Source organism: Bradyrhizobium sp. MOS002, assembly GCF_003020115.1.
Lineage (GTDB): Bacteria > Pseudomonadota > Alphaproteobacteria > Rhizobiales > Xanthobacteraceae > Bradyrhizobium.
The window spans coordinates 54,612-79,858 of the sequence record NZ_PYFX01000001.1 but is presented as its reverse complement, the minus strand read 5'-3'; the positions used below and the strand labels follow the sequence as shown (position 1 = coordinate 79,858).

Below are 25,247 nucleotides of genomic sequence, written 5' to 3'. Positions count from 1 at the left end.
AGTTGGACTCGCGCTGCTCCTCCCGACCGTCATTGCGAGCGCAGCGAAGCAATCCAGTCTCTCCGCGGAGGAATTCTGGATTGCTTCGTCGCTTCGCTCCTCGCAATGACGGCGGAGACGGATGGCTCGCATGGCGAGCTTCCCCTTGCGCTCGTCCTAAGATGATGTATTTTATATCATTGTATACGTGTAGAACATCACTTATAATCTCTCATACGTGAGGCCAAGGTTGATCACGTCGTTCCAGATGCGGGCAGCGCGCGCGCTGCTCGGCATTGACCAGAGAGCCTTGGCGGAGCTCGCAGGCGTTTCGCTGCCGACCATTCAGCGGATGGAGGCGAGCACCGGCAACGTTCGCGGCGTGGTCGAGACCTTGATGAAGGTGGTCGAAGCCTTCGATCGGGCCGGCGTCGAGCTGATCGGCGAACAGGCGCGCAGCGAAGGCGGCGGACGTGGCGTTCGGCTCAAGGAGCCGGGGCCGCCGCGTCGGGTGGGGGCGTGATCCCGCAATGATCATGCTCGGAAGCAGTCTTAACTAACGCACCGTCGCGCCCCGATACGCGGCCGCACGATGCATCGGAGCGTTGTGGGCAGCGGAGCATTTGCTGAAATGAGCGTCACAGGCGAACACGCAGGCAAGCTGCACCAGCTTCGTCGGCCGACCTTTACCGAACTCTATCTGCCAAAGCTCGTCACCGTATGGCGCGAGGGCTACGGCTGGTCGGATTTCCGCGCCGATGTGTTCGCGGGCCTCACGGTCGCGATCGTCGCGTTGCCGCTGTCGATGGCGATCGCGATTGCCTCGGGCGTCACGCCGGACCGCGGACTCTACACCGCCGTTGTCGGCGGCTTCATTGCGTCGCTGCTCGGCGGCAGCCGGTTCCAGATCGGTGGTCCCGCCGGCGCCTTCATTGTGCTGGTCGCGGCGACCGCCGACCGTCACGGGGTTGACGGCGTGGTCCTGGCCACGCTGATGGCGGGCCTGTTCCTGATCGCTGCGGGCTTCCTGCGGATCGGCACCTATATCAAATTCATTCCGTATCCTGTGACGGTCGGCTTCACGGCCGGCATCGCCGTCATCATCTTCGCCAGCCAGCTGCGCGATCTCGGCGGGATCACGCTCCTCGCGAAGGAGCCGAGCGAATTCGTCCCGAAACTCGTCGCGCTTGCCGGGGGCCTGCACACCGTCAATCCGTCAGCCGTCGCGGTCGCGATCGTCAGCATCGCCATCATCGCCGGCATGCGACGCTGGCTGCCGTCCTGGCCGGGCATCCTGATCGCGGTCGTGCTCGCGGCGGTCGCATGTGCCGTGCTGTCGCTGCCGGTCGAGACCGTCGGATCCCGCTTCGGCGGCATTCCGCGCGAACTGCCCTCGCCGGCGTTGCCTGCGTTCTCGCTTGCGAAGGCGACCGCCGTGCTGCCGGATGCGATCTCCTTCGCGCTGCTCGCCGCCATCGAATCGCTGCTATCGGCGGTGGTGGCCGACGGCATGACCGGACGCCGTCACCGCTCCAATTGCGAGCTGGTGGCGCAAGGCGCCGCCAATGTCGGCGCGGCGCTGTTCGGCGGCATTTGTGTCACGGGACTGATCGCGCGCACCGCGACCAACATCCGCGCCGGCGCGCGGGGGCCGCTCGCGGGCATGCTGCATTCGGTCTTCCTGCTGCTGTTCATGCTGATCGCAGCGCCGCTCGCGAGCTACATCCCGCTGGCCGCGCTCGCCTCCGTGCTCGTCGTCGTGGCCTGGACCATGGCGGAGAAGCACGAATTCGCGACGCTCCTGCGCTCGTCATGGGGCGATGCAGTTGTGCTGCTCGCAACCTTCCTGCTCACCATCTTCCGCGATCTGACCGAAGGCATTCTGGTCGGCTTCGCGCTTGGCGCGGTGCTGTTCATCCATCGCATGGCGGAAATGACCGGCATCGAGGAACGTTCGCCGATGGTGGCCGCCGATCGTCCCGACGACGAAAATGGTGAACGCGTGCCTTATGACCCCGCGCTTGCGGTCGATCGCGACGTGCTGGTCTATCGCATCACCGGCGCGTTCTTCTTCGGCGCGGCCTCGGCGATCGGCAGCGTGCTCGACGGCATCGCCGACAAGCGCAAGGGATTCGTGGTCGATTTTGCCGCGGTACCGTTCCTGGATTCGACCGCGGCCAACGTGCTCGGCCGCGTCGCCGCCAAGGCCCACCGCCAGGGCATCCGTCTGTTCATCACGGGGGCATCGCCTGCGGTTCGCCGCGCGCTGCTCACGCATGGGGTCACGCCGCCGCGCGCCCGTTATCGCGAGACCATCGCGCGTGCGGTTGCCGACATCAAGGGCGGTGCCGCGCACCCCGCTGCCGGCGAGGCGGGCACGACCTGACGTCGAGCCTCTCCCGAGATGGCCCGCGCTTGACAGGGCCTGCGGGACGCGAAATGGATCGCCTCCGAAACGATCCCAGGGGAGGACGACCGTGACCAAGGCTCCCGCAGCCTGTCTGATCGGATGGCCGGCCGCGCATTCGCGCTCGCCGCTGATCCATCATTACTGGCTGCGCACGCTCGGGATCGAGGGCGGCTATGTCGTCGAGGCGGTTCCACCCGATAATTTGCGCGACTTCGTGCTGCGGCTGTCGCTGCGCGGCTTCGTCGGCGCCAACGTCACCATTCCGCACAAGGAGGGCGTGCTTGAGCTCTCGACGCCCGATGCCCGCGCGCGGGCGGTCGGTGCGGCCAACACGCTTTGGTTTGCGGACGGCGAGCTGCGCTCGACCAACACCGACGTCGAGGGCTTCATCGGCAACCTCGATGCCAGCGCGCCCGGCTGGGACGGCCTCGAAGAGGCGCTGGTGCTGGGCGCCGGCGGCTCCGCGCGCGCCATCGTGTTCGGGCTGCTCGAACGCGGCATCAAGCGCGTGCATCTCGCCAACCGCACCATCGCCCGGGCCGAGATGCTTGCAAGGCAGTTCGGGCCGAAGGTGCATCCTGTTGCCTGGGAGGGCATCGACGACATCCTGCCGCGTGCAAAACTTCTCGTGAACACGACATCGCTCGGCATGCACGGTCAGCCTTCACTCGACCTTGAAGTCGCGCGCCTGCCGGATGGCGCCGTGGTCGTCGATCTCGTCTATGTCCCGCTGGTGACGCCGCTGCTGGCGGCCGCAAAGGCGCGAGGGCTCAAGACCGCCGACGGGCTCGGCATGCTGCTGCATCAGGCGGTCCGCGGCTTCGAGCTGTGGTTCGGCCAGCGGCCGCAGGTCACGGCCGAGCTGCGTGCGCTGGTCGAGGCCGATCTCACAAAGACTTGAGAGAATAGCGCGTAACCTCCGGAGTTCTATGTCCGTAGGGACAATAGGGGGCAATCGGAGATCATCATGTCTGTTCAACGTGCAACTTTCACACGTCCGCTCATCGCCGTCGCGATGGTGGCCGTCTCGACCCTCTCGGCCCTTGCGCAAAGGGCGCCGGTGCCGACGCGCGTGCGCGGCACGATCGAAAGCGTCAATGGTGACACGATGCAGGTCAAGGCGCGCAGCGGCGAGGACGTCAAGCTGCACATCGCCTCCGACGTGAACGTGTCGGGCATTACCAGGATTTCACTTGCCGACATCAAGCCCGGCTCCTTCGTCGGCGCCACCACCGTGCCGGGACCGGACGGCGGCGCGAACGCGGTCGAGGTCCACGTGTTTCCGGAGAGCATGCGCGGCACCGGCGAGGGCTCGCGCCCCTATGACCTCAAGCCCAACTCCAGCATGACCAATGCGACCGTGTCGGAGAGTGTGGTCGGCAATGACGGCCATACGCTGCTGGTCAAGTACAAGGACGGCGAGAAGAAGGTATTCGTCGCCGACAATACGCCGGTGGTGACCTTCGTACCCGGCGACAAATCCGATCTGAAGGCGGGCGCCAAGGTGATCGCCTTCATGAAGCAGCTGCCGGACGGCTCGTTCGAGACCAACCGCGTCAGCGTCGGCCGCGACGGCCTGACACCGCCGATGTAAAGGGAGAATAACATCATGTCGAAGAGAACCTGGATATCACGCGTTGGCGTGGCCGCAATCGCCGCCTGCATCGTCACGTCATCCGCCCTGGCGCAGCAGACGCCGACGGTCCGCATCCGCGGCACCATCGAAAGCGTCGACGGCAACACGCTCGGCATCAAGACCCGCGAGGGCACGGACGTGAAGGTGCGCATGACCGACAACGTCGCCGTCTTCGCGGTGGTAAAGACGTCGTTGTCGGAGATCAAGGATGGCTCCTATATCGGCGTCACCGGCCTGCCCGAGCCCGACGGCACCCAGAAGGCGATCGCGGTGCACATCTTCCCCGAGAACCAGCGCGGCGCGGCCGAAGGTTTTCGTCCGTGGGACGCGCGCGCCAACTCGACCATGACCAACGCCACCGTGGCGCAGACGGTGAAGGGCACCGACGGCCAGAACATCACGGTCAAGTACAAGGACGGCGAGAAGAAAGTCGTGGTGCCCCCGGACACGCCAATCGTCACCTTCGTCGCCAGCGACAAATCCGAGATCAAGCCGGGCGCCAAGCTGATCATTTTCGGTGCGGTGAAGAAGGACGATGGTTCGCTGGAGGCCAACCGGATCAACGTCGGCCGCGATGGGGTGACGCCGCCGATGTGAGGGGCGCGCCAAGCGGAGGATTTGTAGGGTGGGTTAGGCGAAGCCGTAACCCACCATGCTTCCGCAAATACGGACCGAAGTTGGTGGGTTACGCTCAGCGACCGCGCTTCGCGCAGCTGCAGAGCTAACCCACCCTACGGCACTGCCGGTTCAATCACATCGCGATGATATGTTCGTCGATCTCGTCGATCCTGTTGACGCCGCACAGGCCCATGGTGGTGAGCAGCTCTTTCTGGATGATGTCGATCGCCTTTGCGACGCCGGCCTGGCCGCCGGCGCCCAGGCCATAGGCGTAGGCGCGGCCGATCATGCAGGATTTTGCGCCGAGCGCGAGTGCGCGCATCACGTCCTGGCCGGAGCGGATGCCGCCGTCGAACATGATCTCCATCCTGTCACCGACCGCCTCGGCGATCTCGGGCAGCACTTCGATCGATGACGGCGCACCGTCGAGCTGACGGCCGCCATGGTTCGACACGACGAGAGCCTGCGCGCCGGTCTTGGCGGCTTCCTCGGCGTCCTCGACGTCCAGAATGCCCTTGATGATCAGCTTGCCCGGCCAGATGCTGCGAACCCATTCGACGTCCTTCCAGTTCAACGACGTATCGAACTGCGAGGCCGTCCACTCGGCGAGGCGATTGAGGTCCCCGGTGTTCTTCACATGGCCGGCGATGTTGCCGAAGGTGCGGCGCTTGCCCCGGAGCACGCCGGAGACCCAAGTGGGCTTGCTGGCGAAATCCAACAGCTTCGAGAGCGACCATTCCGGCGGGACCGTCATGCCGTTCTTGATGTCCTGGTGGCGTTGTCCGATGACCTGGAGATCGACGGTCAGCACCAGCGCGGAGCATTTCGCCGCGATCGCGCGCTGGATCAACTCCTTGATGAAGCCACGGTCCTTCATCACGTAGAGCTGGAACCAGAACGGCTTCTCGACATTGGCCGCGATGTCCTCGATCGAGCAGATCGACATCGTCGACTGCGTGAACGGGATACCGGCGGCCTGCGCGGCGCGGCAGGCATGGATCTCGCCGTCGCCATGCTGCATGCCGAGCAGGCCCACCGGCGCGAGCATCAGCGGCATGGTCGAGGGCTCGCCGAGGATCGTGGTCGCGGTGTCGCGCTTGGAGACGTCGACCAGGATGCGCTGGCGGAACTTGATCGCCTGCATGTCATCGCGGTTGGCGCGCAGCGTTTCCTCGGCGTAGGAGCCGCGGTCGCAATAATCGAAAAACGCCTTCGGCACGCGGCGCTGATGCAGTGTGCGAAGATCGTCGATACAGGTGATGTGCTTCATGAACGTTTCCCCGGCCCGTCTTGTCGGAAGAGTCTTGCATTGGAAGAGTCTTCCATTGGAAGAGTCTTGCATCGGAAGATCGAGGGGTCATCTAGCATGGTTGGATGCACAGCCAAATCGTTTGCAAATCCTTTGTGGAGAGGAGGGCGCCCATGACCAAGCCGCACACCGGACCGACGCCGGAAGAGATCAAGGAGAAGCACGATCTCGAGGAAGCGCTGGAAGAAGGTCTGGAAGAGACCTTTCCGGGCTCCGATCCCGTCAACGTCACCCAGCCGGCGCCGAGCCGCGGGGACGGCCATGTGAAGCGCTCGGACTAGCGCGGGTTCCGCTTTGTTCCAACGTTCTCGCCGGAAATATAATGTTAACAAGACGTTATCGGCGCCGGGGCACACCCGGTTCCGTAATGATTCATCATATTTTTTGAAGCCAAGTTAGCCGCGATGGCTTTATAAGACCTCAGCAAATCAGGGATGCGGGTCCCGCTAGGGCACCTGCAGGTTGTATTGGGGATCCCTGGTTGTCGCGTGGGGGACGATATGAGCCGCAAATATTTTGGGACGGACGGGATCCGGGGCCGCGCCAACGGACTGATCACGCCGGAGCTCGCGCTCAAGGTCGGCCAGGCCGCAGGCCTGGCGTTTCAGCGCGGTGACCACCGCCACAGGGTCGTGATCGGCAAGGACACCCGCCTGTCCGGCTACATGATCGAATACGCGATGGTCGCGGGCTTCACCTCGGTTGGGATGGACGTGCTGCTGGTCGGCCCGATGCCGACGCCGGCGGTCGCAATGCTGACCAAGTCGATGCGCGCCGATCTCGGCGTGATGATCTCCGCCTCGCACAATCTGTTCGAGGACAACGGCATCAAGCTGTTCGGCCCGCAGGGCTTCAAGCTCTCCGACGACGTCGAGAAGCAGATCGAGCAGCTGCTCGACGAGCCGATCGACAAGCGTCTCGCCCAGAGCGCCAGTCTCGGCCGCGCGCGCCGCATCGACGGCGTGCATGACCGCTACATCGAATTCGCCAAGCGCACGCTGCCGCGCGATCTGTCGCTCGACGGCCTTCGTGTCGTGGTCGATTGCGCCAATGGCGCCGCCTACAAGGTGGTGCCGGAAGCGCTGTGGGAGCTGGGCGCCGATGTGATTCCGATCGGCGTCGAGCCCGACGGTTTCAACATCAACAAGGAATGCGGCTCCACCTCGCCGGAAGCACTGTCGAAGAAGGTGCGCGAGATGCGCGCCGACATCGGCATCGCGCTCGACGGTGACGCCGATCGCGTCATCCTGGTCGACGAGCGCGGCCACATCGTCGACGGCGACCAGCTGCTCGCGGTGATCGCGCAGAGCTGGAAGGAAGACGGCCGGCTGTCGCGATCGGGCATCGTCGCCACCGTGATGTCTAATCTCGGGCTCGAGCGCTTCCTCAATGCGCAGGGGCTCGATCTCGTGCGCACGCCGGTCGGCGATCGCTACGTGCTCGAGCAGATGCTGAACGGCGGCTACAATCTCGGTGGCGAGCAGTCCGGCCACATCATCCTGTCCGACTACGCCACCACCGGCGACGGCTTCGTTGCCGCATTGCAGGTGCTGGCCGTGGTGCAGAAGCTGCGCCGCCCGGTGTCGGAAGTCTGCCACCGTTTCGATCCGCTGCCGCAGATCCTGAAGAACGTCCGTCACAAGGGCGGCAAGCCGCTCGACAATTCCGACGTCAAATCGGCGATCTCCGACGGCGAGCAGCGGCTCAACGGCCACGGCCGCCTGCTGATCCGCTCCTCCGGCACCGAGCCGGTGATCCGCGTCATGGGCGAGGGCGAGGACCGCATCCTGGTCGAGGACGTCGTCGACACCATCGTCTCCGCGCTCGGGCAGGCCGCGGCGTAAGCCTGATCGCTGCGCGGAGCGCGAACCCCCACAGACGGGGGAGAGCGAAGCGCATCCCAGCCATCGACGAATGGCGGTGGTTCGGCCACTGCTTGCATCGTAACTAGCAGGTCGCGGCAATCTGCCGCGCCCGCCGGGATGCTCCAGTGAACAAGCCTGTCGTCGTCTCAGAGGAAACGCTGACCGAGCCCGTCATCGTCAGTGACGTGGCGCCCACAGCCAAGGCCGCAGGGCCGGCCTATGTCGTGCTTGCCGGCATCAGCTTCTCGCACTTCCTGAACGACACCATGCAGTCGCTGATCGCTTCCGTGTATCCGATCCTGAAGGACACCTACGCGCTCGACTTCGCGCAGATCGGCATGATCACGCTCGCCTTCCAGTTCACGGCCTCGCTGCTCCAGCCGGTGGTCGGGCACTACACCGACAAGAAGGCGCAGCCTTACTCGCTCTCGATCGGCATGGCCTCGACCTTCTTCGGTCTACTGCTGCTCAGTGCCGCCCACCAATATCTCGTCATCCTCGTCGCGGCTGCGCTGGTCGGCCTCGGCTCGGCGGTGTTTCATCCCGAATCGGCGCGCATCGCGCGGCTCGCCTCCGGCGGCCGCTACGGTTTTGCACAATCGGTGTTCCAGCTCGGCGGCAGTTTTGGCACCTCGATGGGACCGGTGCTCGCCGCGCTCATCGTCGTGCCGTTCGGGCAGGGCAGCATCGCCTGGTTCTCCTCTATCGCCTTCCTCGCGATCCTCATCCTCTGGCGCATCGGCCGCTGGTACGAACCGCAGATCAAGGCCAAGAAGACCGCGGTGACTCAAGCCCATCCCGACGCGCCGAACTCGCGTCGCGTCGTCGTTGCGCTCCTCGTGCTGGTCGCGCTGCTGTTCTCGAAACAGCTCTACGTCTCGAGCCTGTCGAGCTACTACATCTTTTATCTGATCGAGCGCTTCGGCGTGTCGACGCAGGCCGCGCAGATGTATCTCTTCATTTTCCTCGCGGCGAACGCGGTCGGGGCCTTTCTCGGCGGCCCCTTGGGCGATCGCTTCGGCCGCAAGATCGTGATCTGGATCTCGATCCTGGGAGCGCTGCCGTTCACGCTGGCGCTGCCCTATGCCGGGCTCTATGCGAGCGCGGTGCTGTCCGTGATCATCGGCCTGATCATCTCCTCGACGACGTCGTCGATCATCGTGTTCGCGCAGGAGTTGGTCCCGCATCGCTTCGGCATGATCTCCGGCGTGTTCTTCGGTGTCGCCTTTGGCATCGGCGGCCTGGGCGCCGCCGTGCTCGGCAAGCTCGCCGATCACACCTCGATCGAGTTCGTCTACCAGGTCTGCGCCTATCTGCCGGCGATCGGCCTGCTTGCGGTGTTCCTGCCCAAGCTGCCGCGGCACGCGCGTTAACATATCCTGTCTTGCTGCAACGCGGCTTCATACATCGTTAGGAAATGCGGCGAAGACGTCGCATTTGGCGCTGCATTTTTGCAACGCTCGCGCCGCATGCGCGCGTGCGGTCAGAAAAAATCAACCTTAAAAATTAGGGTTAATTGGCGCTTAAACATTTGCTGGCATCGTCCGGGCCGTGAGTTTCCAGAACGTGAGGCGCCGTATTGCCTCACCGGCCAAAAGGACGAAGCCAATGCGTAGCGTTATGTCTCTCCTTGCCGCGGGTGCGGCAACCCTGATCTCCTCGATGGCGTTCGCCGCCGACATGCCGATCGCGGCGCCCCCTCCGATGTACGCTCCCCCGGCTCCGCCCGCCGATTTCGGCGGCTGGTATCTGCGCGGCGACGTCGGCATGACCAACCAGCACGCCAAGAGCATCGAGGGCGCCATAGCGCCTGGGTTTACGAAGACGACGGAGGGACTCGGCTTCGACTCGGCGACGCTGTTCGATCTCGGCGTCGGCTACCGCTTCAACAACTGGTTCCGTGGCGACGTGATCGGCCAGTACCGGGGCAGGGCCAATCTGCACGGCAGCGACAACGTCATTGGACCCGGCTTCGTCGGCGTCAACAACTACAGCGGCAGCAAATCCGAGTGGGTCGTCATGGCGAATGCCTATGTCGATCTCGGCACCTGGTGGTGCATCACCCCGTTCATCGGCGCCGGTGTCGGCGGCTCCTACAACAAGATCAGCGGCTTCCGCGACGACGGCGTGTCATACAGCCCGGGGCTCAACAACAGCGTCGCTTACTTCGCCGACAACGGAAAGTGGAACCTCGCCTGGGCCGCCCACGCCGGTCTCGCCTACAAGGTCAATCCCGGGTTCACCGTCGAACTGGCCTACAGCTACATGAACCTCGGCGACGCGGCGCCCGGCAACTATCGCTTGTTCGACAACAGCGCCTCGGGTCCGTCCACGATCAAGATCAAGGAGCTCACCTCGCACGACGTCAAGCTCGGCGTGCGCTGGGATCTCAACAGCCCGCCGGCCTACATGCCGCCGCTCGTCACCAAGGGCTGATCGTCAGCCTGATCGGTTAGGACTTCTTAACGGCGCGGGATCATCCCGCGCCGTTTTGCTTTGCATATTTTTCATGGCGCTCGGCGACGAAATGCTCCGACGCAACCATTGGTTAAGGTTAACGAGCCATGATCACGGCTGAAAGTTCGAGTTCGATGGAGCGTTCGATGCGTAGGCTTTTGTTGGCGGCGGCGATGTTGGGGACGGTCTCTGCCGCGCATGCGGCCGACATGCCGGATTTGCCGATCCTGCGGGGCGGCTTCACCGACGGCTTGAGCAAGTCCAACGTCAACTGGCAGGGCAGCTATATCGGCGCCCAGGGCGGCTATGGCTCGTCGGACGAGAACTTCAACGGCTCAACCAGCAACATGATGGCGGCGTTGCTGGCCGATACCTTGATCGAAAGTTCGATGGGCGTATCGCAGTGGAACCTCGGACTTGGCAAGGCGTCGCAGCGCACCAGCGGCTACGGCGCTTTCGTCGGCTACAATGGCCAGTGGGATGATGTCGTACTCGGCCTTGAATTCAGCTACCTGCACGGCAAGTTCGGAGGAACGGCGTCAGCCTCGGAGCGGCGCGTGAGCCCCGTCGCCCTGTCCGACGGCAATTTTCACGACGTCACAGCGACCTCCACGTCGTCGATCAACATCAGCGACATGGCGACATTCCGCGGCCGCGCAGCTTACGCCTGGGGATGCTTTCTGCCCTACTTGTTCGCGGGTCTCGCACTCGGGAATGCCGACATCATCCGCACGGTCAGTGCGCAGGACCGCATCAGCGCGACCCAACTCGGCACCTATACTCCACTCGCGCTGCTGAGCTCGACGGACGCCCAGCATAACCATTTGATCTACGGCTACAGCGCCGGTCTCGGCGTCGACGTCAATCTGGTCGGTGGCCTGTTCTTCCGCGGTGAGTACGAATATATTCGCTTCAGCTCGGCGGTCGACACCAGCATCAACACCGTTCGCGCGGGCCTCGGCTACAAATTCTGACGCGCCTGCGCGGGCCGATTGACAGGCCGCCTCCGTTTTGATGCTCTGTCGCTGAACGCGGGGGCAGCGATGCGGATCTACGGCGATACCAATTCCGGCAATTGTCTGAAAGTGAAGTGGGTCTGCGACAAGCTCGCGGTGCCCTACCAGTGGATCGAGATCGACACCCGTAAGGGCGAGAGCCGCACCTCGCAATTCCTCGAGATGAACGGTGCCGGCCAGGTGCCCACCGTCGCTTTCGACGACGGTCGCACGCTGGCGCAGTCCAATGCCATCATCCGCTATCTCGCGCGCGACAGCGCGCTCATTCCGCGCGATGCCTTCACCGCCGCCAAGATGGACGAATGGCTGTTCTGGGAGCAATACAGCCACGAGCCCTATATCGCGGTGTGCCGCTTCCAGCTCGTCTATCTCGGCAAGGACGCCTCCGAGCTCGATCCAGAAAAGGTCAAGCGCGGCTATGCGGCGCTCGACCGCATGGAGCAGCATCTCGCCGGCAGCCGTTTCCTCGCCGGCGATGCGGTTTCGCTCGCCGATGTGTCACTGCTTGCCTATACCCGCGTCGCGCACGAAGGCGGCTTCGACCTCGGCCGCTTTGCCGCCGTCCGCCGCTGGATCGCCGAAGCCGAGACCTTTCTCGGCCTTCCCCCGGTGCGCTAAGGCGCGCTGAGGCAGGAGTAATGTCATGAACGCCGAGTCCGTCTCCATTCGTCCCGCGTGCCGCGAGGACGTTGCTGCGATCGTGGCGATGCTCGCCGACGATCATCTCGGGAGCGCACGCGAACGCCTGGAAGATCCGCTGCCTGCGTCTTATTACGAAGCATTCTCGCGGGTCGAGCGCGATCAAAATCTCCAGCTGGTGGTTGCCGAGAGCGAGGGCAGGGTGGTCGGCTGCCTGCAACTCGCGATCCTGCCGGGTCTCAGCTCGCAAGGCGGCCTGCGCGGTCTGCTCGAAGACGTCCGTGTTGCTTCCGATTGCCGCAGCCGCGGCATCGGCGAGAAATTGGTGCAATGGGCGGTGACGGAAGCGAAAGCGCGCGGCTGCAATCTGGTCGAACTGCTCACGCATCAGACGCGAACAGATGCGCAGCGCTTCTACAAGCGGCTTGGGTTCACAGCGAGTCACGTCGGCATGACTGTCCGCTTTTGACGCAGCACGCTATGAGCCTTGCGCGATCAGCGAAATCGGATCGCGCATACGTTCATATTAAGAGCTGATAAACTAACCGTTCGACGTTCACGTGGAACCAGGAACGAACGGTGCTAGGCGAGCGTCTGAAACCGGGCTCTGTCGGTTCGGGGATTTCGATGACAAGCTATTCGATGATCAAGGTCGGCAACGACTACGTCGTGCAGGCCAATGACAAATGCATTCTGAAAGTCGGCAGCCGCCGCCGCGCCGCGCAATTGATCAACGATGCCACGGACTTGCTGAACGCGCTGGCCGTGGTCGAATCCCCTGATATCGCGCCGGAGGCGCTATCACCCGCGCGTGAGGCCCCGGAACTTCCTTGACTGGTCTTCCCGATTCCCGTATCAGCCGCGGCGGGACACCTCCCCCCAACGGGAGGCTTACTATCTGGAAGGGTAGACGATGACTGTAGCGAAGCCCGCTTCGCGGCCGAACGTGCCGCATTTTTCCTCCGGCCCCTGCGCCAAGCGCCCCGGATGGAATGCCCAAAATCTCAAGGACGCAGCGCTCGGCCGTTCGCATCGCGCGAAGGTCGGCAAGACCAAGCTCAAGCTCGCGATCGATTTGACGCGCGAGGTGCTCGAAGTGCCTGCCGATTATCGCATCGGCATCGTACCGGCCTCCGATACCGGCGCGGTCGAGATGGCGCTGTGGTCGATGCTGGGTGCGCGGCCCGTCACCACGCTCGCCTGGGAATCCTTCGGCGAGGGCTGGGTCAGCGACATCGTCAAAGAATTGAAGCTCAAGGACGTCACCAAGCTCAACGCGGCTTACGGTGAGATCCCCGACCTCTCCAAGGTCGATCCGAAGTCCGACGTCGTCTTCACCTGGAACGGCACCACCTCGGGCGTGCGCGTGCCCAACGCCGATTGGATCAGCGCGACCCGCGAAGGCCTGACCATCTGCGACGCCACCTCGGCCGCGTTCGCGCAAGCCCTCGACTGGGCCAAGCTCGACGTCGTCACCTTCTCCTGGCAGAAGGCGCTCGGCGGCGAAGCCGCGCACGGCATGCTGATCCTGTCGCCCCGCGCGGTGGAGCGGCTCGAAACCTACAAGCCGGCCTGGCCGCTTCCGAAGATTTTCCGCATGACCAAGGGCGGCAAGATCAACGAAGGCATTTTCGTCGGCGAGACCATCAACACGCCGTCGATGCTCTGCGTCGAGGATTATCTCGACGCGCTGAACTGGGCCAAGTCGATCGGCGGCCTGAAGGCGCTGATCGCGCGCGCCGACGCCAACACCAAGGTGCTCGCCGACTGGAAGGCGAAGACGCCCTGGATCGACTTCCTGGCCAAGGACGCCGCGATCCGTTCCAACACTTCGGTGTGCCTGAAGTTCACCGATCCCGCGATCACCTCGCTCTCCGAGGACGCGCAGGCCGACTTCTCCAAGAAGCTGGTGGCGCTGGTCGAGAAGGAAGGCGCGGGCTACGACTTCGCCTACTATCGCGATGCGCCGGCCGGCCTGCGCATCTGGTGCGGCGCCACCGTCGAGGCCAGTGACGTCGCGCTGCTGACGCAGTGGATCGACTGGGCTTTTGCCGAGACCAAGGCCACGCTCGCCAAGGCGGCGTAAGCAAGCTTCGCTCGTCGCGTTATCTCCATCTCGTCATGGCCGGGCTTGACCCGGCCATCCATCGAAGAGAATGGATCCGCGGGTCAAGCCCGCGGATGACGGTCTCAGATTTATCGACCATCAGGGATCATTCCCATGACCAAGCCCAAAGTTCTCATTTCCGACGCGCTCTCTCCCGCAGCCGTGCAGATCTTTAGAGATCGCGGCGTCGAGGTCGACTTCCAGCCCAACCTCGGCAAGGACAAGGACAAGCTCGCCGAGATCATCGGCAATTACGACGGCCTCGCGATCCGCTCGGCGACCAAGGCGACCGCGAAGATCCTGGAGAAGGCGACCAAGCTCAAGGTGATCGGCCGCGCCGGCATCGGCGTCGACAACGTCGAGATTCCCGCCGCCACGGCCAAGGGCATCATCGTGATGAACACGCCGTTCGGCAATTCGATCACGACCGCCGAGCACGCCATCACCCTGATGCTGGCGCTGGCGCGCGAGATTCCGCAGGCGGACGCTTCGACCCAGGCCGGCAAGTGGGAGAAGAACCGCTTCATGGGCGTCGAGATCACCGGCAAGGTGCTCGGCGTCGTCGGCTGCGGCAACATCGGCTCGATCGTCGCCGACCGCGCGCTCGGCCTGCGCATGAAGGTGATCGCGTTCGATCCGTTCCTGTCGCCGGAGCGCGCCAGGGATATCGGCGTCGAGAAGGTCGAGCTCGACGACCTGCTCAAGCGCGCCGACTTCATCACGCTGCACACCCCGCTCACCGAGAAGACCAAGAACATCATCGACGCGGCCGCGATCGCCAGGATGAAGAAGGGCGTGCGCCTGATCAATTGCGCCCGCGGCGGCCTCGTCGACGAGCAGGCCGTGGTCGACGCCTTGAATTCCAAGCACATCGCGGGCGCCGCGTTCGACGTCTTTGTCGAGGAGCCCGCCACCGCGAACGTTCTGTTCGGTCATCCCAACGTGATCTGCACGCCGCATCTCGGCGCGTCCACCACCGAAGCGCAGGAGAACGTCGCGCTTCAGGTCGCCGAGCAGATGTCGGATTATCTGCTCACCGGCGCGATCTCGAATGCCGTCAACTTCCCCTCGATCACGGCGGAAGAAGCGCCGAAGCTGAAGCCGTTCATCGCGCTCGCCGAAAAGCTCGGCTCGTTCGCCGGCCAGCTGACCGAGAGCGGCATCCTCAAGGTCGAGATCACCTATGAAGGCCATGTCGCGGAGATGAAGATCAAGGCGATCACCTCCGCCGTGCTGTCCGGCCTGCTGCGGCCGATGCTGGGCGAGGTCAACGTCGTGTCCGCGCCCGTCGTCGCCAAGGAGCGCGGCATGGTGGTCGACGAGATCGTCCGCGCCGCCCAGAGCGACTATGAAAGCCTGATCACCGTCACCGTCACCACCGAGCGGCAGGAGCGGTCGGTCTCGGGCACGGTCTATGCCGACGGCAAGCCACGCCTGGTCGACATCAAGGGCATCCGCGTCGACGCTGAATTTGGCAAGTCGATGATCTACGTGACCAACGAGGACAAGCCGGGCTTCATCGGCAAGTTCGCGAGCCTGCTCGGCGATGCCAAGATCAACATCGCGACCTTCCATCTCGGCCGCGTCGCGCCGGGCTCCGATGCCATCGCGCTGATCGAGGTCGACGGCGCGGTGCCGGCCGATCTGCTCGCCAAGGTGCAGGCCCTGCCGCAGGTCAAGCAGGTCAAGGCGCTGACGTTCTGATACGCCGACATATTCCGACCCGCGGAACAACGCCGCCCTCTCGCGAGGGCGGCGTTTTTATTTCTCCCGCGACCGCTGGACATTGTGTACCAATGGCGCCGAGAAGACGTCGACCGACGCTCCGTTCAAATCGTTCGAAAAGGGAGAAAACAATGCGTGAAGCCGTCATCGTTTCCTATGCACGCACGGGCCTCGCGAAATCCGGCCGCGGCGGGTTCAACATCACCCCGCCGATGTCGCTCGCGGCCCACGCCATTCACCACGCGGTCGACCGTGCCGGCGTCGAGAAGGACTATGTCGAGGATTGCTATCTCGGCAATTGCGCCCATGGCGCGCCGAACATCGGCCGCCAGGCCGCGCTGCTGGCAGGAATGCCGAAATCGACCGGGGGCGTCTCGGTGAACCGGTTCTGCTCGTCCGGTCTCCAGACCATCGCGATGGCCGCCAACTCGATCCGCTCGGACGGTTCCGATTGCATCGTCGCAGGCGGCGTCGAGAGCATCTCGATGCCGGGCGGCGGCACGCCGAAGGAATCGATCGATCCCGAGCTGCTCAAGACGGCGCCGGCGATCTTCATGGCGATGATCGACACCGCCGATATCGTCGCCGAGCGCTACAAGCTCAGCCGCGAATATCAGGACGAGTATTCGCTGGAGTCGCAGCGCCGCATGGCCGCCGCGCAGCAGGCGGGCAAGTTCAAGGACGAGATCGTCCCGATGAAGACCAAGATGAAAGTGGTCGACAAGGCGACCAAGGCCGAGTCGATCGTCGATTACGTCGTCGACCGCGACGAGTGCAACCGGCCCGAGACCACGCTGGAAGGTCTCGCCAAGCTCGAGCCCGTCAGGGGCCCCGGCAAGTTCGTCACGGCGGGCAACGCCAGCCAGCTCTCCGACGGCGCCGCGGCCGTGGTGCTGATGGAAGCCAAAGACGCGGAGAAGCGCGGCCTCAATCCCATGGGCCGCTTCGTCGCCTGGGCGGCGGCCGGTTGCGAGCCGGACGAGATGGGCATCGGTCCGATCTTTGCCGTGCCGAAGCTGTTGAAGCGTCATGGCCTGAAGATCGACGACATCGATCTCTGGGAGCTCAACGAAGCCTTCGCCAGCCAGTGCCTCTATTCGCGCGACAAGCTCGGCATCGATCCCGCCAAGTACAATGTCAACGGCGGCTCGATCGCGATCGGCCATCCCTTCGGCATGACCGGCGCACGTCTCACCGGCCACATCCTCCAGGAAGGCAAGCGCCGCAAGGCCAAATGGGGCGTGGTGACGATGTGCATCGGCGGCGGCCAGGGCGGCGCGGGCCTGTTCGAAATCTACAGCTGAGATCGAGCTTCATCAATGCGGAAGGCACGGCGTCGCAAGCGCCGTGCCTTTTGCTTTCTCAACCGTTCTTATGCGCGACAGGTCGGAACACCCACTCGCGCCAGACCACCAGCAAGGCTGACATGATCACCGGGCCTAAAAACAAGCCCAGGAGGCCGAAGGCAGCCAAGCCTCCGAAGATTCCGACGAACGCGAACAGAAACGGCAGCCGCGCGGAGTCGCCGACCAGGGTCGGCCATACGAAATGATCGCCGGCCAACATGACGATCGCGCCCCAGAAGAAGACGCCCGCGGCTGCGAAGCCGCTGCCGCCGCCGGAGATCAGGACCAGCGCCGCAGCGGTGAAAGCCAGCCAGGCGCCGAAGGGAAGCATGGCGAAGGCCGTCGTCAATATCGTGAATACGATGGCATGCGGCACGCCGGCGACGAAATAGGCGACGCCGATCAATAATCCCTCGCCCGCGGCGACCAGCACCGTACCGTTGACGGTGCCGCGGATCGCATCGACCATTTGCTCGGCGAGACCCTCTCCCGCCTCACCGAAAAGTCGATCGCAGGTTTCCAGCACGCGGTCCGAGATCGACCGGCCGTTGCGCAGCAAGACGAACAAGGCCACCAGCGAAAAGAACAGAAGAAACATGCGGTGAAGCAGCTGTCCGCCGAACGTTCGAAACAGTTCCGATGCGTTGTCTGCGTTGACGCTTTTCAGCCACGCGGTCGCGGCCTTGGGATCGGAAAGATTGGTGCGCCACCACTGCTCCATGCTCTCCGCGGCGATCGGAAGGCGGGCGAGCCAATCAGGCACTTCGATTCCGCTCTCTCCGGCCTGCTTCATCCAGCCCACGAGCAGGTCGCCTTGCTGCGCGATCTGATAGACGGCGAGTGACATCGGCGTAAACAGGATGAGGGCGACGACGAGCGTAAAGACCAGCGGAGCCAGGCTGGACCGGCCGGAGCTCACGCGTGCTGCAAATTTGGTGTAGAGCGGCCACAGGCTGGTTGCGAGAATCGCGGCCCAGATCAAAGCGGGAAGAAATCCCGCCGCCGTCCACAACGCGAGTGCGACCAGCCCAAGGGCAAGCACGACCCGGGCGTTCATGCGCGCGCCCGCGCCGGTGGGCAGCGGCTTTCGCTCAGGGGTGGTCGAGCCTCCCTCGCTCCGCACCGCGTCGCTCCGCTTGAGCGAACGCTGCTTCGATGCCACGGATTTCGCTCGGCCGGTCATCTGAAATCACTGGGGTGCGGGCGCTGCAATGTCGAACCGGTCGGCAGGAGAAAAGTTTGTCAATGCCTCAAGCCGCAACAAGGGGCTTCGGTTCCGTTCGGGAATACGTTGCAATGAGGTGGCGCCCTTCGTCGGACGCGGCGCGGCCGAAGCCGCCCGGCACGAGGCCGGCCGCCGCGCGGCCGCGGCGTGCAGCATCGGCGGGAAATCGAGGCGCCGCGACTAGGCCTTTGCCAGCGCCGGTGCGAACACCACCTCGATCAGCGAGCCGGAGTTCGCCGCGCTCTTGATGTTGAAGCGGGCGCGGTTGGCTTCGACCAGGGCCTTGGTCAGCGACAGGCTCAGCGCCGAATTGTCCTCGGCGTCGCCAGGCGGTGGCGTCCGGAACGGCTCCATCGCGGCGGCGACTTCGCGCTCGGTGAGGCCATGGCCGGTGTCGCGGATGCGAAGTGCGACCTCGCCGCGGTCGGTGAGCGCGGTCGAGACGATGACCTGGCCGCCGGCGCTCGCAAGCCGGATCGAGTTCGAGATCAGGTTCATGGTGATCTGCCGCATCGCGCGCGCATCGACGCTCACCTGCGGCAGCGCATGGCCGAGCGAGGTGCGGATGATGATGCGCTCGCGATTGGCCTGCGGCTGCATCACGACCACGCAGGCCTCGACCAGATCGTTGAGGCTGAGATTGGCGAAGTTGAGGTCGAGCTTGCCGGTCTCGATCCGCGACAGCTCCAGCAGATCGTCGATGATGGCGATAACGCGCTCGCCGGACGCGCGGATGTCCTTCATGTACTCGCCGTAGCGCTCGTTGCCGAGCGTGCCGAAGCGCTCCGAGATCATCACCTCCGAGAAGCCGATGATGGCGTTGAGCGGCGTGCGGATCTCGTGGCTGATCCGCGCCAGCATGTCGGCCTTGGCATTGGCCGCGCCGTCGACGAGGCGTCGTGCCTGCGTCAGCTCGCTCTCGCCCTGCTTGCTGTGCGAGAGGTCACGGAACACGGCGAAGAAGTTCGGGCCGTCGGGTCTGGTGCGGCCCATGATCATCGCGAGCGGAATGACGCCGCCCTTCTTTTCGCGCCCCAGCACCTCGCGGCCGTGGTCGAGCAGGCTCGCGATGTCCTGGCTCTTGAGGTTCTCCAGATAGTCGATCACGATATGCTGGCTTTCCGGCGCGAACAGCGTCACCAGATTCTGCTGCATCAGCGTCTCGCCGTCATAGCCGAACAGCGCCTCGGCGCTGCGGTTGCAGGCGTGGATGTTGCCTTCGGCATCGAACATGACGATGCCCTCGGCCGTGGTGTCGAGGATCGCGGCGAGATCTTCGGCGTCGGCCTCGCCGACCTCGGGCTCGGGCGCGGTGGTGTAGGTCTCGGGCACAATGGTCTCGGTGACGATGGTCTCCGCGATGACGGGCGCTGCCGCAACGGGGGCTGCTTGCGGCAGCGCGCAGATCAGCGCATGCGCGCTCTCGCCGTCCCAGTCGATCGCGTGCAGATGCGCCTCGGTGGTCGGCAGCGGCGCTTCGCCATTGGCGAGCGTCGCGCTGATCGTGACGGGCGTGCCTGCTTGCGACGTGCTGCTGGCCGCGGACACGCCCGGCTCGACATAGAGCGCGTCCAGCCCGCCGGCATTCTCCAGCGCGCTCAGGCTGGCGTAGCCCATGCGCGCGAGAAAGGCGGGGTTGGCGTAGAGCAGGCGGTCGAGCCGGTAGATCAGGATGCCGGTCGGCAGCAGGTCGAGCAGCGCGCGGTCGCGCGTGCTGTGGCCGTGCGCGGGCGGCGCGGGCTCGGTCAGCCATTCGGCCGGCGCGTGCGGCGTCTCAGGCTCAGGCTTGGGCTCCGGCGTCGGCGCCTCAGACGTGATCTCGTCATCCGGCGGCTCGGACGATGCCGCGATGGTTTCCTTGTCGCGTTCGAGGCGCTCGGACAATTGCCGGGCGAGCTCGTTGAACGCGCTATTCTCGACCGGCGTCAGCGTCGGCGATCGCGTGTCGCCGGGCGCGCGGAACGGCAGGACATTGGGAGGCGTTTCCACTGGCGTTTCCGGATCGGTTGGATGTGAATTCGCGTCGGTTTTGGGTTCGGGCAGTTCGGCTTCAGGCTCAGGTGCGGGCTCAGGCTCAGGCTCAGGCTCAGGCTCAGGTGCGGGCGGCTCGATCGGCGGAGGCGGCGGCGCCTCTAGCTGAGGCTCGGGCTCGGGTTCAGGCTCCGGCTCGACCACATCGGCGGACAGGCTTTGCGGCGCCGACGGTTGGGCCAACAGTTCGAAACGCCTGAGCGCATCGAGCCGGTTGAGGCCGTCGAGATCGCGGCAGACGCCAAAACCCCTGAAGCCCGCGAAGTTGCGTTCGCCGTCATAAACCGGAAGCCCGGCAAGCTCGACCGGCAGATGCTCGCCGCCGTCGGCCGGCCAGTTCACGGTGATCCCGGCCCAGGTGTCCTTGCTGGCCAGCGCCTGCGCCACGCGTCCCTCAGGATCGAGTGCGAACGCGTCGGCGATCTCGCGCCAGGAGCGGCCGAAGCCGGCGGCTGTGCGCGGACCGATCAGGTGGATGAATTCGTCGGAGAGAAGCACAAAGCGGCTCTCTGCATCCATCTTCCAGAGGAAGCGCAGAGGATGCTGACGCGGTGCGGGCGGCTCTTCGTGGCCCGACGGCGGCTCGACCATGCCGGTCACGGTCGGCGCGGCCTGCGGCGACACCATGGCTTCGGCCGAGTTTTCAACCGGAGTCTTGTTTTCAACCGGAGTCTTCGGTTCGACCTCGGCGGGCGCGGCTTCGGCCGCTTCCTCGACGGCCTGCTGGATCGTCACGATCTCCGTCGCCGGCTCGTGCACGGGCGGTTCATGCGCGATCGTTGTTTCCGGCGCGTCGACCGGCTCGGCAAAGGCGTCGAACAGCGCGATTTCGGATGGCGCCTCGTGCGAGGGCGCTGCTTGCATATGCTCCGGCACGGCGGCGGGAGCAGGGGGCGGCGCAGCCTCGGGCTGAGCGATGTCTTCGCGCCCGACGTCTTGGCGCGCGATGTGTTCAGCGGCCTCGGGTTCGACGTGGTCAGTCGCAGGCGCCGCCTGCTGCACGGCAGGCTCGATCAGCGCGACCAGGCCGACATCGGCGCCGCTGCCGACCCGCTGCAGCACCATCTGGCCGATGCCGATCGGCGTCTCGGCGCGGCCCTGGCGAAGCGCATCGCTGCGCGCCTGCTCGAGGCCGGCCTCGCCCAGGTCGCGGAAGCCGAGCAGGGTGCGGGCGGTTTCGCTGGCGCCGACGAACAGGCCGTCGGGTGCGAACGCCGCCATCGGCGTCTTGGCGCCGTCGACGAGACGAAGCAGCCGCTCGACCAGCGGCATGGAGCGTAAGCCCGGGTCCATCGCGGTGACGAGCACTGCAGATCCTTGGAAGAATTGGCCGCCATCGGCGAAGTCGAGCCGGGCACAGGCGCAGGTCATCAGCGTGCCGAGCCGCGCGCCGAAGCCGCGCAGCCGTTCGAGCCGGATGGCGCCGTTCGCGGGCAACCGGCCGGCCAGCCGGATGATCTGGCGGCGGTGGCTGTCGGCGGGGCCGAAGGTCTTGTCTGCCAGCGCGGTGGCATGGGCCGCGCCGAACAGCCTTGCGCCGACCGGATTGGCCCAGAGCACGCGCGTGCCGTCGATCGACCAGAGCCAGGCGGGCAGCGGCGAGGTCGCGTGCACGGCCAGCCGGGGATCGCCCACGCCTCGCAACTGGAAATCCGAACTACTCATCCAACCGGCTTCGCGTCCCGCTTGTGCGCATAAGGCTGCCGGGAATGGCAGCCTTAAGAAAGGGTTAGTATCGCCCGCAGCCGCGGGCAGGTCCACGTCCCAAGCCTAGGCGGCAAGGCCTAAAGCCGCGATAACCTTAATGTCCCCGACCCCGCAAGGCGCGACGGCGCTGCATCCGCAGGATTCGCGTGGCGGGGATCGTCAGTCGCACCAAGCCGAACTCGTGCCCCACCCAAGCTGCGTTCCCTCCCCCCTTGTGGGGGAGGGCTAGGGAGAGGGGTAAGCCCAGCAAATAGTGTCAGCCGTTGCCCCGAGGCGAAGCGCGACAGAGAGAATCCCCGTGTGGCACCCCCCTCCCTGACCCTCCCCCACAAGGGGGGAGGGAACGGAGACAGCGCTGCCGCCGCCCCAAAACAACCTCAACCACCGGTTCCCCCGCCCGGGAACCTCATCCTCTCCGAGATTAAATTTTGCAATGCACCCTCCAAACCCGTTGCGCTGCACAATGTTGACATTTTAGGCAGGCATGGTCCTCGCGCTGGGCGAGCCATCATCCGTTTTGTGTTTCCAGTCTTCGCTCCCGTCACCCGGTTGGCCGGTGGGCGCGCCTGAAGGCTCACTCCGTTTTTTCATTCGTGTGAGGGACAAACCATGACAGGTACGACTGATCCATTCTCCGCCTCCGTCATTCCGTTCGAGGTTCCGGAGCAGATGCGTGCGTTCGCCGAAAAGGGCGTGTCGCAGGCCCGCGAGAACTACGCCAAGTTCAAGGACGCCGCCGAAAGCCACAACGGCACCGTCGAGGCCGTGTTCGCGTCCGCCCACAAGGGCGTCAGCGAATACACCGCCAAGCTGATGGAGTTCGCGAAGGCCAACACCAAGGCCCATCTCGACTTCACCCAGGAGCTGTTCAGCGTGAAGGCGCCGCAGGATGCGTTCGCGCTGTGGACCGGCCATTCCAAGACGCAGCTCGAGACCTTCCAGGCCCAGGCCAAGGAGCTCGCCGAGATCGCCCAGCGCGCTGCCAGTGCCGCCGCCGAGCCGATCAAGGCCTCTGCCGCCAAGCTCTACACGCCCCCCGCCGCCTGATCTGGCTGGGACGTCTGAATTAAGAAACCCGGGCCTAGAGCCCGGGTTTTGCTTTGGAAATAACGTTGTTGAGGCGCGATTATCGGGTTTTGCGGCCTTGCCAAAAACGCCCGTTGCACCTAGTTTCCGCCCCGTCCAGCCCCCCTCGGTGACCGGCCCTATCAAGGGCGCCCCTCGGGCGGCTCGCAAGGATGCAGTTGTAGCTCAGTTGGTTAGAGCGCCTGTCTGTGGAACAGGAGGTCGGTGGTTCGAGCCCACCCAACTGTACCAGCGATTTCAATCATTTGCCTGTGTGCCTGATCCGTTCGCAACGATTGGGCAGCGAATCTGGGTTTTCGTGGCATTGCGCCGCCGCCCATTTCGCGACGGCTCGCGATCCGGCTAGCTGGCGTTGCAACCCAAAGGTTCGCGGGGACAGTCGAAAACAGCCCCTAGTTGAGCTAGCGATTCATGAGATAGTTCTGGGATTTGGTTCGACTTTGGGGAGTTGAAATGGCTCGACGCGTAAACCTCGATGCGATGATCCCGCGAGAAGATTTTGAGATTAAGGAGGAAGAGACTGCCATCGATCTCTTCAAAGATTTCCCAATCACTCATCTAGCGCCAGAGTCGCCGTATCTAAAGTTGCTTCGAAAACCAGACTTTCAACGTGAAACGAACCATTGGAGTCCCGATCAAGTCGCGACGTTCATCGCAAGTTTTCTCGACAACGAAGTTATTCCGTCGCTCATACTCTGGAAGTCACCTGGTTTCATTTTTGTCCTCGACGGAGGCCATCGACTGAGCGCACTACGAGCATGGATCACGGATGACTATGGCGACCGCAGCATTTCTCTCGACTTTTACGGGAACGAGATTTCAAAGGATCAAAAACAGATCGCTGCACGTACTCGAAAGCTGATTGAAGAGAGAGTCGGCCGCTACACGACATTGAAAGGGTTGCTTGGTAGCAAGAAACAAGGAATTGAAACGAAGCGTGCGAACACTCTTTTTACCCGATCGCTTACGCTACAGTGGGTTCAAGGCAGCGCTGATGTCGCGGAGACGTCATTCTTCAAGATCAATTCGCAGGGAACTCCGCTTGATGACGTAGAGACTATGCTGATCCGCAATAGGCGGAAGCCAATCGCTATCGGAGCACGAGCAATCCTGCGTTCAGGCACCGGTAACGCTTACTGGTCGGCGTTTGAAGAAACAAAGAAAGCGGCGGTCGAGGAACTAGCCAAAAAACTGTACACGTCTTTCTTTGAACCTGAAGTTGATATGCCTTTGAAGACGTTAGATGTCCCCCTCGGGGGATCAGTTTCCCCTGTTGATGCTTTAAGCCTCTTAATTGAGTACCTGACGATATCTGGAACAACACACGTCAACGGTGCGCGACCGATCGACAAGTACGAAAATGACTCCGATGGTGAGGAGACACGCCGCGTTCTAAGAGTCGCCCTTTCGATAATCGAGAAAATGACAGGCAATTCGCACGGCAGCCTTGGTCTCCACCCCGCAGTCTACTTCTACAACGAAAAAGGAAAGTACAGTCGATTCCTATTTCTTGGCATGGCCAGTCTGATAGCGGAGAAACTGCGAAACAACGACGATGGTTACTTCAAAAAATTCACCTACGCTCGGAAGAATTTAGAGAGGTTCCTGATTGACAACAAATCGCTCATTGGAATCCTGTTGCAGAATATGGGGAAAGGCAATCGCGTCTCAAAGATGCGGGACTTGTTTGCGTTCTTAATCAGCGACTCTGCAGATCGACTAGTCACTCCTGAGGAAGCGATTGCTCATTTGGGACTTCGTGGGCGCATAATCGACGTGAATACTGCGCAACTTGGCCCCACGCGTTTTTCCGACGAGGACAAGTCGCAGATATTCATCTCAAAGGCACTCATCAACGCCATCACATGTAACGTTTGCGGGGGGAAGCTCGATCCGCACAAGTCGGTTTCCTACGATCATATAAAGCGCGTGAGAGAAGGAGGACTAGGAAACCCCGCGAACGGCGATTTGGTCCATCCCTTCTGCAATACTGGCGTCAAGAACTAAGGACGGCCAAACGGGGCTGCTTCGACGACATCGATTGGAATTACGGTGACAGTGCACAAAGCCCTCGACGCGGGGAGTGTCCGC

General features: G+C 63.8%; 21 protein-coding genes and 1 tRNA gene. 19 read left to right on the top strand and 3 right to left on the bottom strand.

The window, feature by feature from the left end:
* The first annotated feature begins 229 nt into the window (after positions 1-229).
* The 5 genes from C7G41_RS00410 to C7G41_RS00390 all read left to right on the top strand — a co-directional run bounded on the left by C7G41_RS00410 (position 230) and on the right by C7G41_RS00390 (position 4,622).
* The gene (locus C7G41_RS00410) at positions 230-502 is read left to right on the top strand and encodes a helix-turn-helix domain-containing protein (protein ID WP_007614761.1); all 273 of its coding nucleotides are present in this window, start codon (positions 230-232) and stop codon (positions 500-502) included.
* A gap of 108 nt (positions 503-610) precedes the next feature.
* A complete protein-coding gene (locus C7G41_RS00405; RefSeq protein WP_106940740.1) occupies positions 611-2,365 on the top strand; it encodes a SulP family inorganic anion transporter in 1,755 nt (584 codons plus the stop codon).
* 91 nt (positions 2,366-2,456) lie between these two features.
* Positions 2,457-3,290, top strand: a complete 834-nt coding sequence (locus tag C7G41_RS00400) for a shikimate dehydrogenase (RefSeq protein ID WP_106940739.1) — start codon at positions 2,457-2,459, stop codon at positions 3,288-3,290.
* A gap of 66 nt (positions 3,291-3,356) precedes the next feature.
* Complete coding sequence (locus tag C7G41_RS00395; RefSeq protein WP_007596731.1) at positions 3,357-3,983, top strand: hypothetical protein; 627 nt, start codon at positions 3,357-3,359, stop codon at positions 3,981-3,983.
* A 15-nt stretch (positions 3,984-3,998) separates the two neighbouring features.
* Positions 3,999-4,622, top strand: a complete 624-nt coding sequence (locus tag C7G41_RS00390) for a hypothetical protein (RefSeq protein WP_106940738.1) — start codon at positions 3,999-4,001, stop codon at positions 4,620-4,622.
* Positions 4,623-4,776: 154 nt separating this feature from the next.
* Here the strand turns inward: C7G41_RS00390 and C7G41_RS00385 are convergent, their stop codons facing one another.
* On the bottom strand, positions 4,777-5,913 hold the full coding sequence (locus C7G41_RS00385; RefSeq protein WP_106940737.1) for an alpha-hydroxy acid oxidase: 1,137 nt from the start codon (positions 5,911-5,913) through the stop codon (positions 4,777-4,779).
* A 152-nt stretch (positions 5,914-6,065) separates the two neighbouring features.
* Here C7G41_RS00385 and C7G41_RS37595 point away from each other — a divergent pair, with 152 nt between their 5' ends.
* The 11 genes from C7G41_RS37595 to C7G41_RS00335 all read left to right on the top strand — a co-directional run bounded on the left by C7G41_RS37595 (position 6,066) and on the right by C7G41_RS00335 (position 17,065).
* Positions 6,066-6,233: a hypothetical protein gene (locus C7G41_RS37595; RefSeq protein ID WP_199198050.1), complete on the top strand. Its 168-nt coding sequence runs from the start codon at positions 6,066-6,068 to the stop codon at positions 6,231-6,233.
* 219 nt (positions 6,234-6,452) lie between these two features.
* Positions 6,453-7,796 carry a phosphoglucosamine mutase gene (gene glmM / locus C7G41_RS00380; protein ID WP_027565344.1) on the top strand — a complete coding sequence of 448 codons (1,344 nt, stop codon included), beginning with the start codon at positions 6,453-6,455 and terminating at the stop codon, positions 7,794-7,796.
* 146 nt (positions 7,797-7,942) lie between these two features.
* Positions 7,943-9,190 carry an MFS transporter gene (locus C7G41_RS00375; protein ID WP_106940736.1) on the top strand — a complete coding sequence of 416 codons (1,248 nt, stop codon included), beginning with the start codon at positions 7,943-7,945 and terminating at the stop codon, positions 9,188-9,190.
* Positions 9,191-9,425: 235 nt separating this feature from the next.
* Positions 9,426-10,253 carry an outer membrane protein gene (locus tag C7G41_RS00370; protein WP_199198049.1) on the top strand — a complete coding sequence of 276 codons (828 nt, stop codon included), beginning with the start codon at positions 9,426-9,428 and terminating at the stop codon, positions 10,251-10,253.
* Positions 10,254-10,420: 167 nt separating this feature from the next.
* Positions 10,421-11,248: an outer membrane protein gene (locus C7G41_RS00365; protein WP_199198048.1), complete on the top strand. Its 828-nt coding sequence runs from the start codon at positions 10,421-10,423 to the stop codon at positions 11,246-11,248.
* Positions 11,249-11,317: 69 nt separating this feature from the next.
* On the top strand, positions 11,318-11,908 hold the full coding sequence (locus tag C7G41_RS00360) for a glutathione S-transferase family protein (protein ID WP_106941434.1): 591 nt from the start codon (positions 11,318-11,320) through the stop codon (positions 11,906-11,908).
* A gap of 25 nt (positions 11,909-11,933) precedes the next feature.
* Positions 11,934-12,398 carry a GNAT family N-acetyltransferase gene (locus C7G41_RS00355; protein ID WP_106940734.1) on the top strand — a complete coding sequence of 155 codons (465 nt, stop codon included), beginning with the start codon at positions 11,934-11,936 and terminating at the stop codon, positions 12,396-12,398.
* Between the two features lie 173 nt (positions 12,399-12,571).
* Complete coding sequence (locus C7G41_RS00350; protein WP_245446428.1) at positions 12,572-12,763, top strand: hypothetical protein; 192 nt, start codon at positions 12,572-12,574, stop codon at positions 12,761-12,763.
* A 79-nt stretch (positions 12,764-12,842) separates the two neighbouring features.
* A complete protein-coding gene (locus tag C7G41_RS00345) occupies positions 12,843-14,015 on the top strand; it encodes a phosphoserine transaminase (protein ID WP_106940732.1) in 1,173 nt (390 codons plus the stop codon).
* A gap of 135 nt (positions 14,016-14,150) precedes the next feature.
* A complete protein-coding gene (gene serA / locus C7G41_RS00340; protein WP_106940731.1) occupies positions 14,151-15,740 on the top strand; it encodes a phosphoglycerate dehydrogenase in 1,590 nt (529 codons plus the stop codon).
* A gap of 152 nt (positions 15,741-15,892) precedes the next feature.
* Positions 15,893-17,065, top strand: coding sequence for an acetyl-CoA C-acyltransferase (locus C7G41_RS00335; RefSeq protein WP_106940730.1), 1,173 nt, complete (start codon positions 15,893-15,895; stop codon positions 17,063-17,065).
* Positions 17,066-17,123: 58 nt separating this feature from the next.
* On the opposite strand, the gene C7G41_RS00330 is transcribed toward C7G41_RS00335, so the two are convergent.
* Together C7G41_RS00330 and C7G41_RS00320 are read right to left on the bottom strand one after the other, a co-directional pair.
* Complete coding sequence (locus C7G41_RS00330) at positions 17,124-18,230, bottom strand: AI-2E family transporter (RefSeq protein ID WP_245446427.1); 1,107 nt, start codon at positions 18,228-18,230, stop codon at positions 17,124-17,126.
* Between the two features lie 282 nt (positions 18,231-18,512).
* Positions 18,513-22,028: a PAS domain-containing sensor histidine kinase gene (locus tag C7G41_RS00320; RefSeq protein WP_106940727.1), complete on the bottom strand. Its 3,516-nt coding sequence runs from the start codon at positions 22,026-22,028 to the stop codon at positions 18,513-18,515.
* A gap of 651 nt (positions 22,029-22,679) precedes the next feature.
* Here C7G41_RS00320 and C7G41_RS00315 point away from each other — a divergent pair.
* The 3 genes from C7G41_RS00315 to C7G41_RS00305 all read left to right on the top strand — a co-directional run bounded on the left by C7G41_RS00315 (position 22,680) and on the right by C7G41_RS00305 (position 25,163).
* Positions 22,680-23,117, top strand: coding sequence for a phasin (locus tag C7G41_RS00315; protein ID WP_106940726.1), 438 nt, complete (start codon positions 22,680-22,682; stop codon positions 23,115-23,117).
* 193 nt (positions 23,118-23,310) lie between these two features.
* Positions 23,311-23,387 (top strand) — tRNA-His (locus C7G41_RS00310).
* A 222-nt stretch (positions 23,388-23,609) separates the two neighbouring features.
* Positions 23,610-25,163, top strand: coding sequence for a DUF262 domain-containing protein (locus C7G41_RS00305; protein ID WP_106940725.1), 1,554 nt, complete (start codon positions 23,610-23,612; stop codon positions 25,161-25,163).
* Positions 25,164-25,247: the final 84 nt, after the last annotated feature.

Coding starts and splice junctions, on each gene's coding strand:
- C7G41_RS00405 (WP_106940740.1), top strand. CDS start 611: ATGAGCGTCACAGGCGAACACGCAGGCAAGCTGCACCAGCTTCGTCGG.
- C7G41_RS00395 (WP_007596731.1), top strand. CDS start 3,357: ATGTCTGTTCAACGTGCAACTTTCACACGTCCGCTCATCGCCGTCGCG.
- C7G41_RS00390 (WP_106940738.1), top strand. CDS start 3,999: ATGTCGAAGAGAACCTGGATATCACGCGTTGGCGTGGCCGCAATCGCC.
- C7G41_RS00385 (WP_106940737.1), bottom strand. CDS start 5,913: ATGAAGCACATCACCTGTATCGACGATCTTCGCACACTGCATCAGCGC.
- C7G41_RS37595 (WP_199198050.1), top strand. CDS start 6,066: ATGACCAAGCCGCACACCGGACCGACGCCGGAAGAGATCAAGGAGAAG.
- glmM (WP_027565344.1), top strand. CDS start 6,453: ATGAGCCGCAAATATTTTGGGACGGACGGGATCCGGGGCCGCGCCAAC.
- C7G41_RS00370 (WP_199198049.1), top strand. CDS start 9,426: ATGCGTAGCGTTATGTCTCTCCTTGCCGCGGGTGCGGCAACCCTGATC.
- C7G41_RS00365 (WP_199198048.1), top strand. CDS start 10,421: ATGCGTAGGCTTTTGTTGGCGGCGGCGATGTTGGGGACGGTCTCTGCC.
- C7G41_RS00360 (WP_106941434.1), top strand. CDS start 11,318: ATGCGGATCTACGGCGATACCAATTCCGGCAATTGTCTGAAAGTGAAG.
- C7G41_RS00355 (WP_106940734.1), top strand. CDS start 11,934: ATGAACGCCGAGTCCGTCTCCATTCGTCCCGCGTGCCGCGAGGACGTT.
- C7G41_RS00350 (WP_245446428.1), top strand. CDS start 12,572: ATGATCAAGGTCGGCAACGACTACGTCGTGCAGGCCAATGACAAATGC.
- C7G41_RS00345 (WP_106940732.1), top strand. CDS start 12,843: ATGACTGTAGCGAAGCCCGCTTCGCGGCCGAACGTGCCGCATTTTTCC.
- serA (WP_106940731.1), top strand. CDS start 14,151: ATGACCAAGCCCAAAGTTCTCATTTCCGACGCGCTCTCTCCCGCAGCC.
- C7G41_RS00335 (WP_106940730.1), top strand. CDS start 15,893: ATGCGTGAAGCCGTCATCGTTTCCTATGCACGCACGGGCCTCGCGAAA.
- C7G41_RS00320 (WP_106940727.1), bottom strand. CDS start 22,028: ATGAGTAGTTCGGATTTCCAGTTGCGAGGCGTGGGCGATCCCCGGCTG.
- C7G41_RS00315 (WP_106940726.1), top strand. CDS start 22,680: ATGACAGGTACGACTGATCCATTCTCCGCCTCCGTCATTCCGTTCGAG.
- C7G41_RS00305 (WP_106940725.1), top strand. CDS start 23,610: ATGGCTCGACGCGTAAACCTCGATGCGATGATCCCGCGAGAAGATTTT.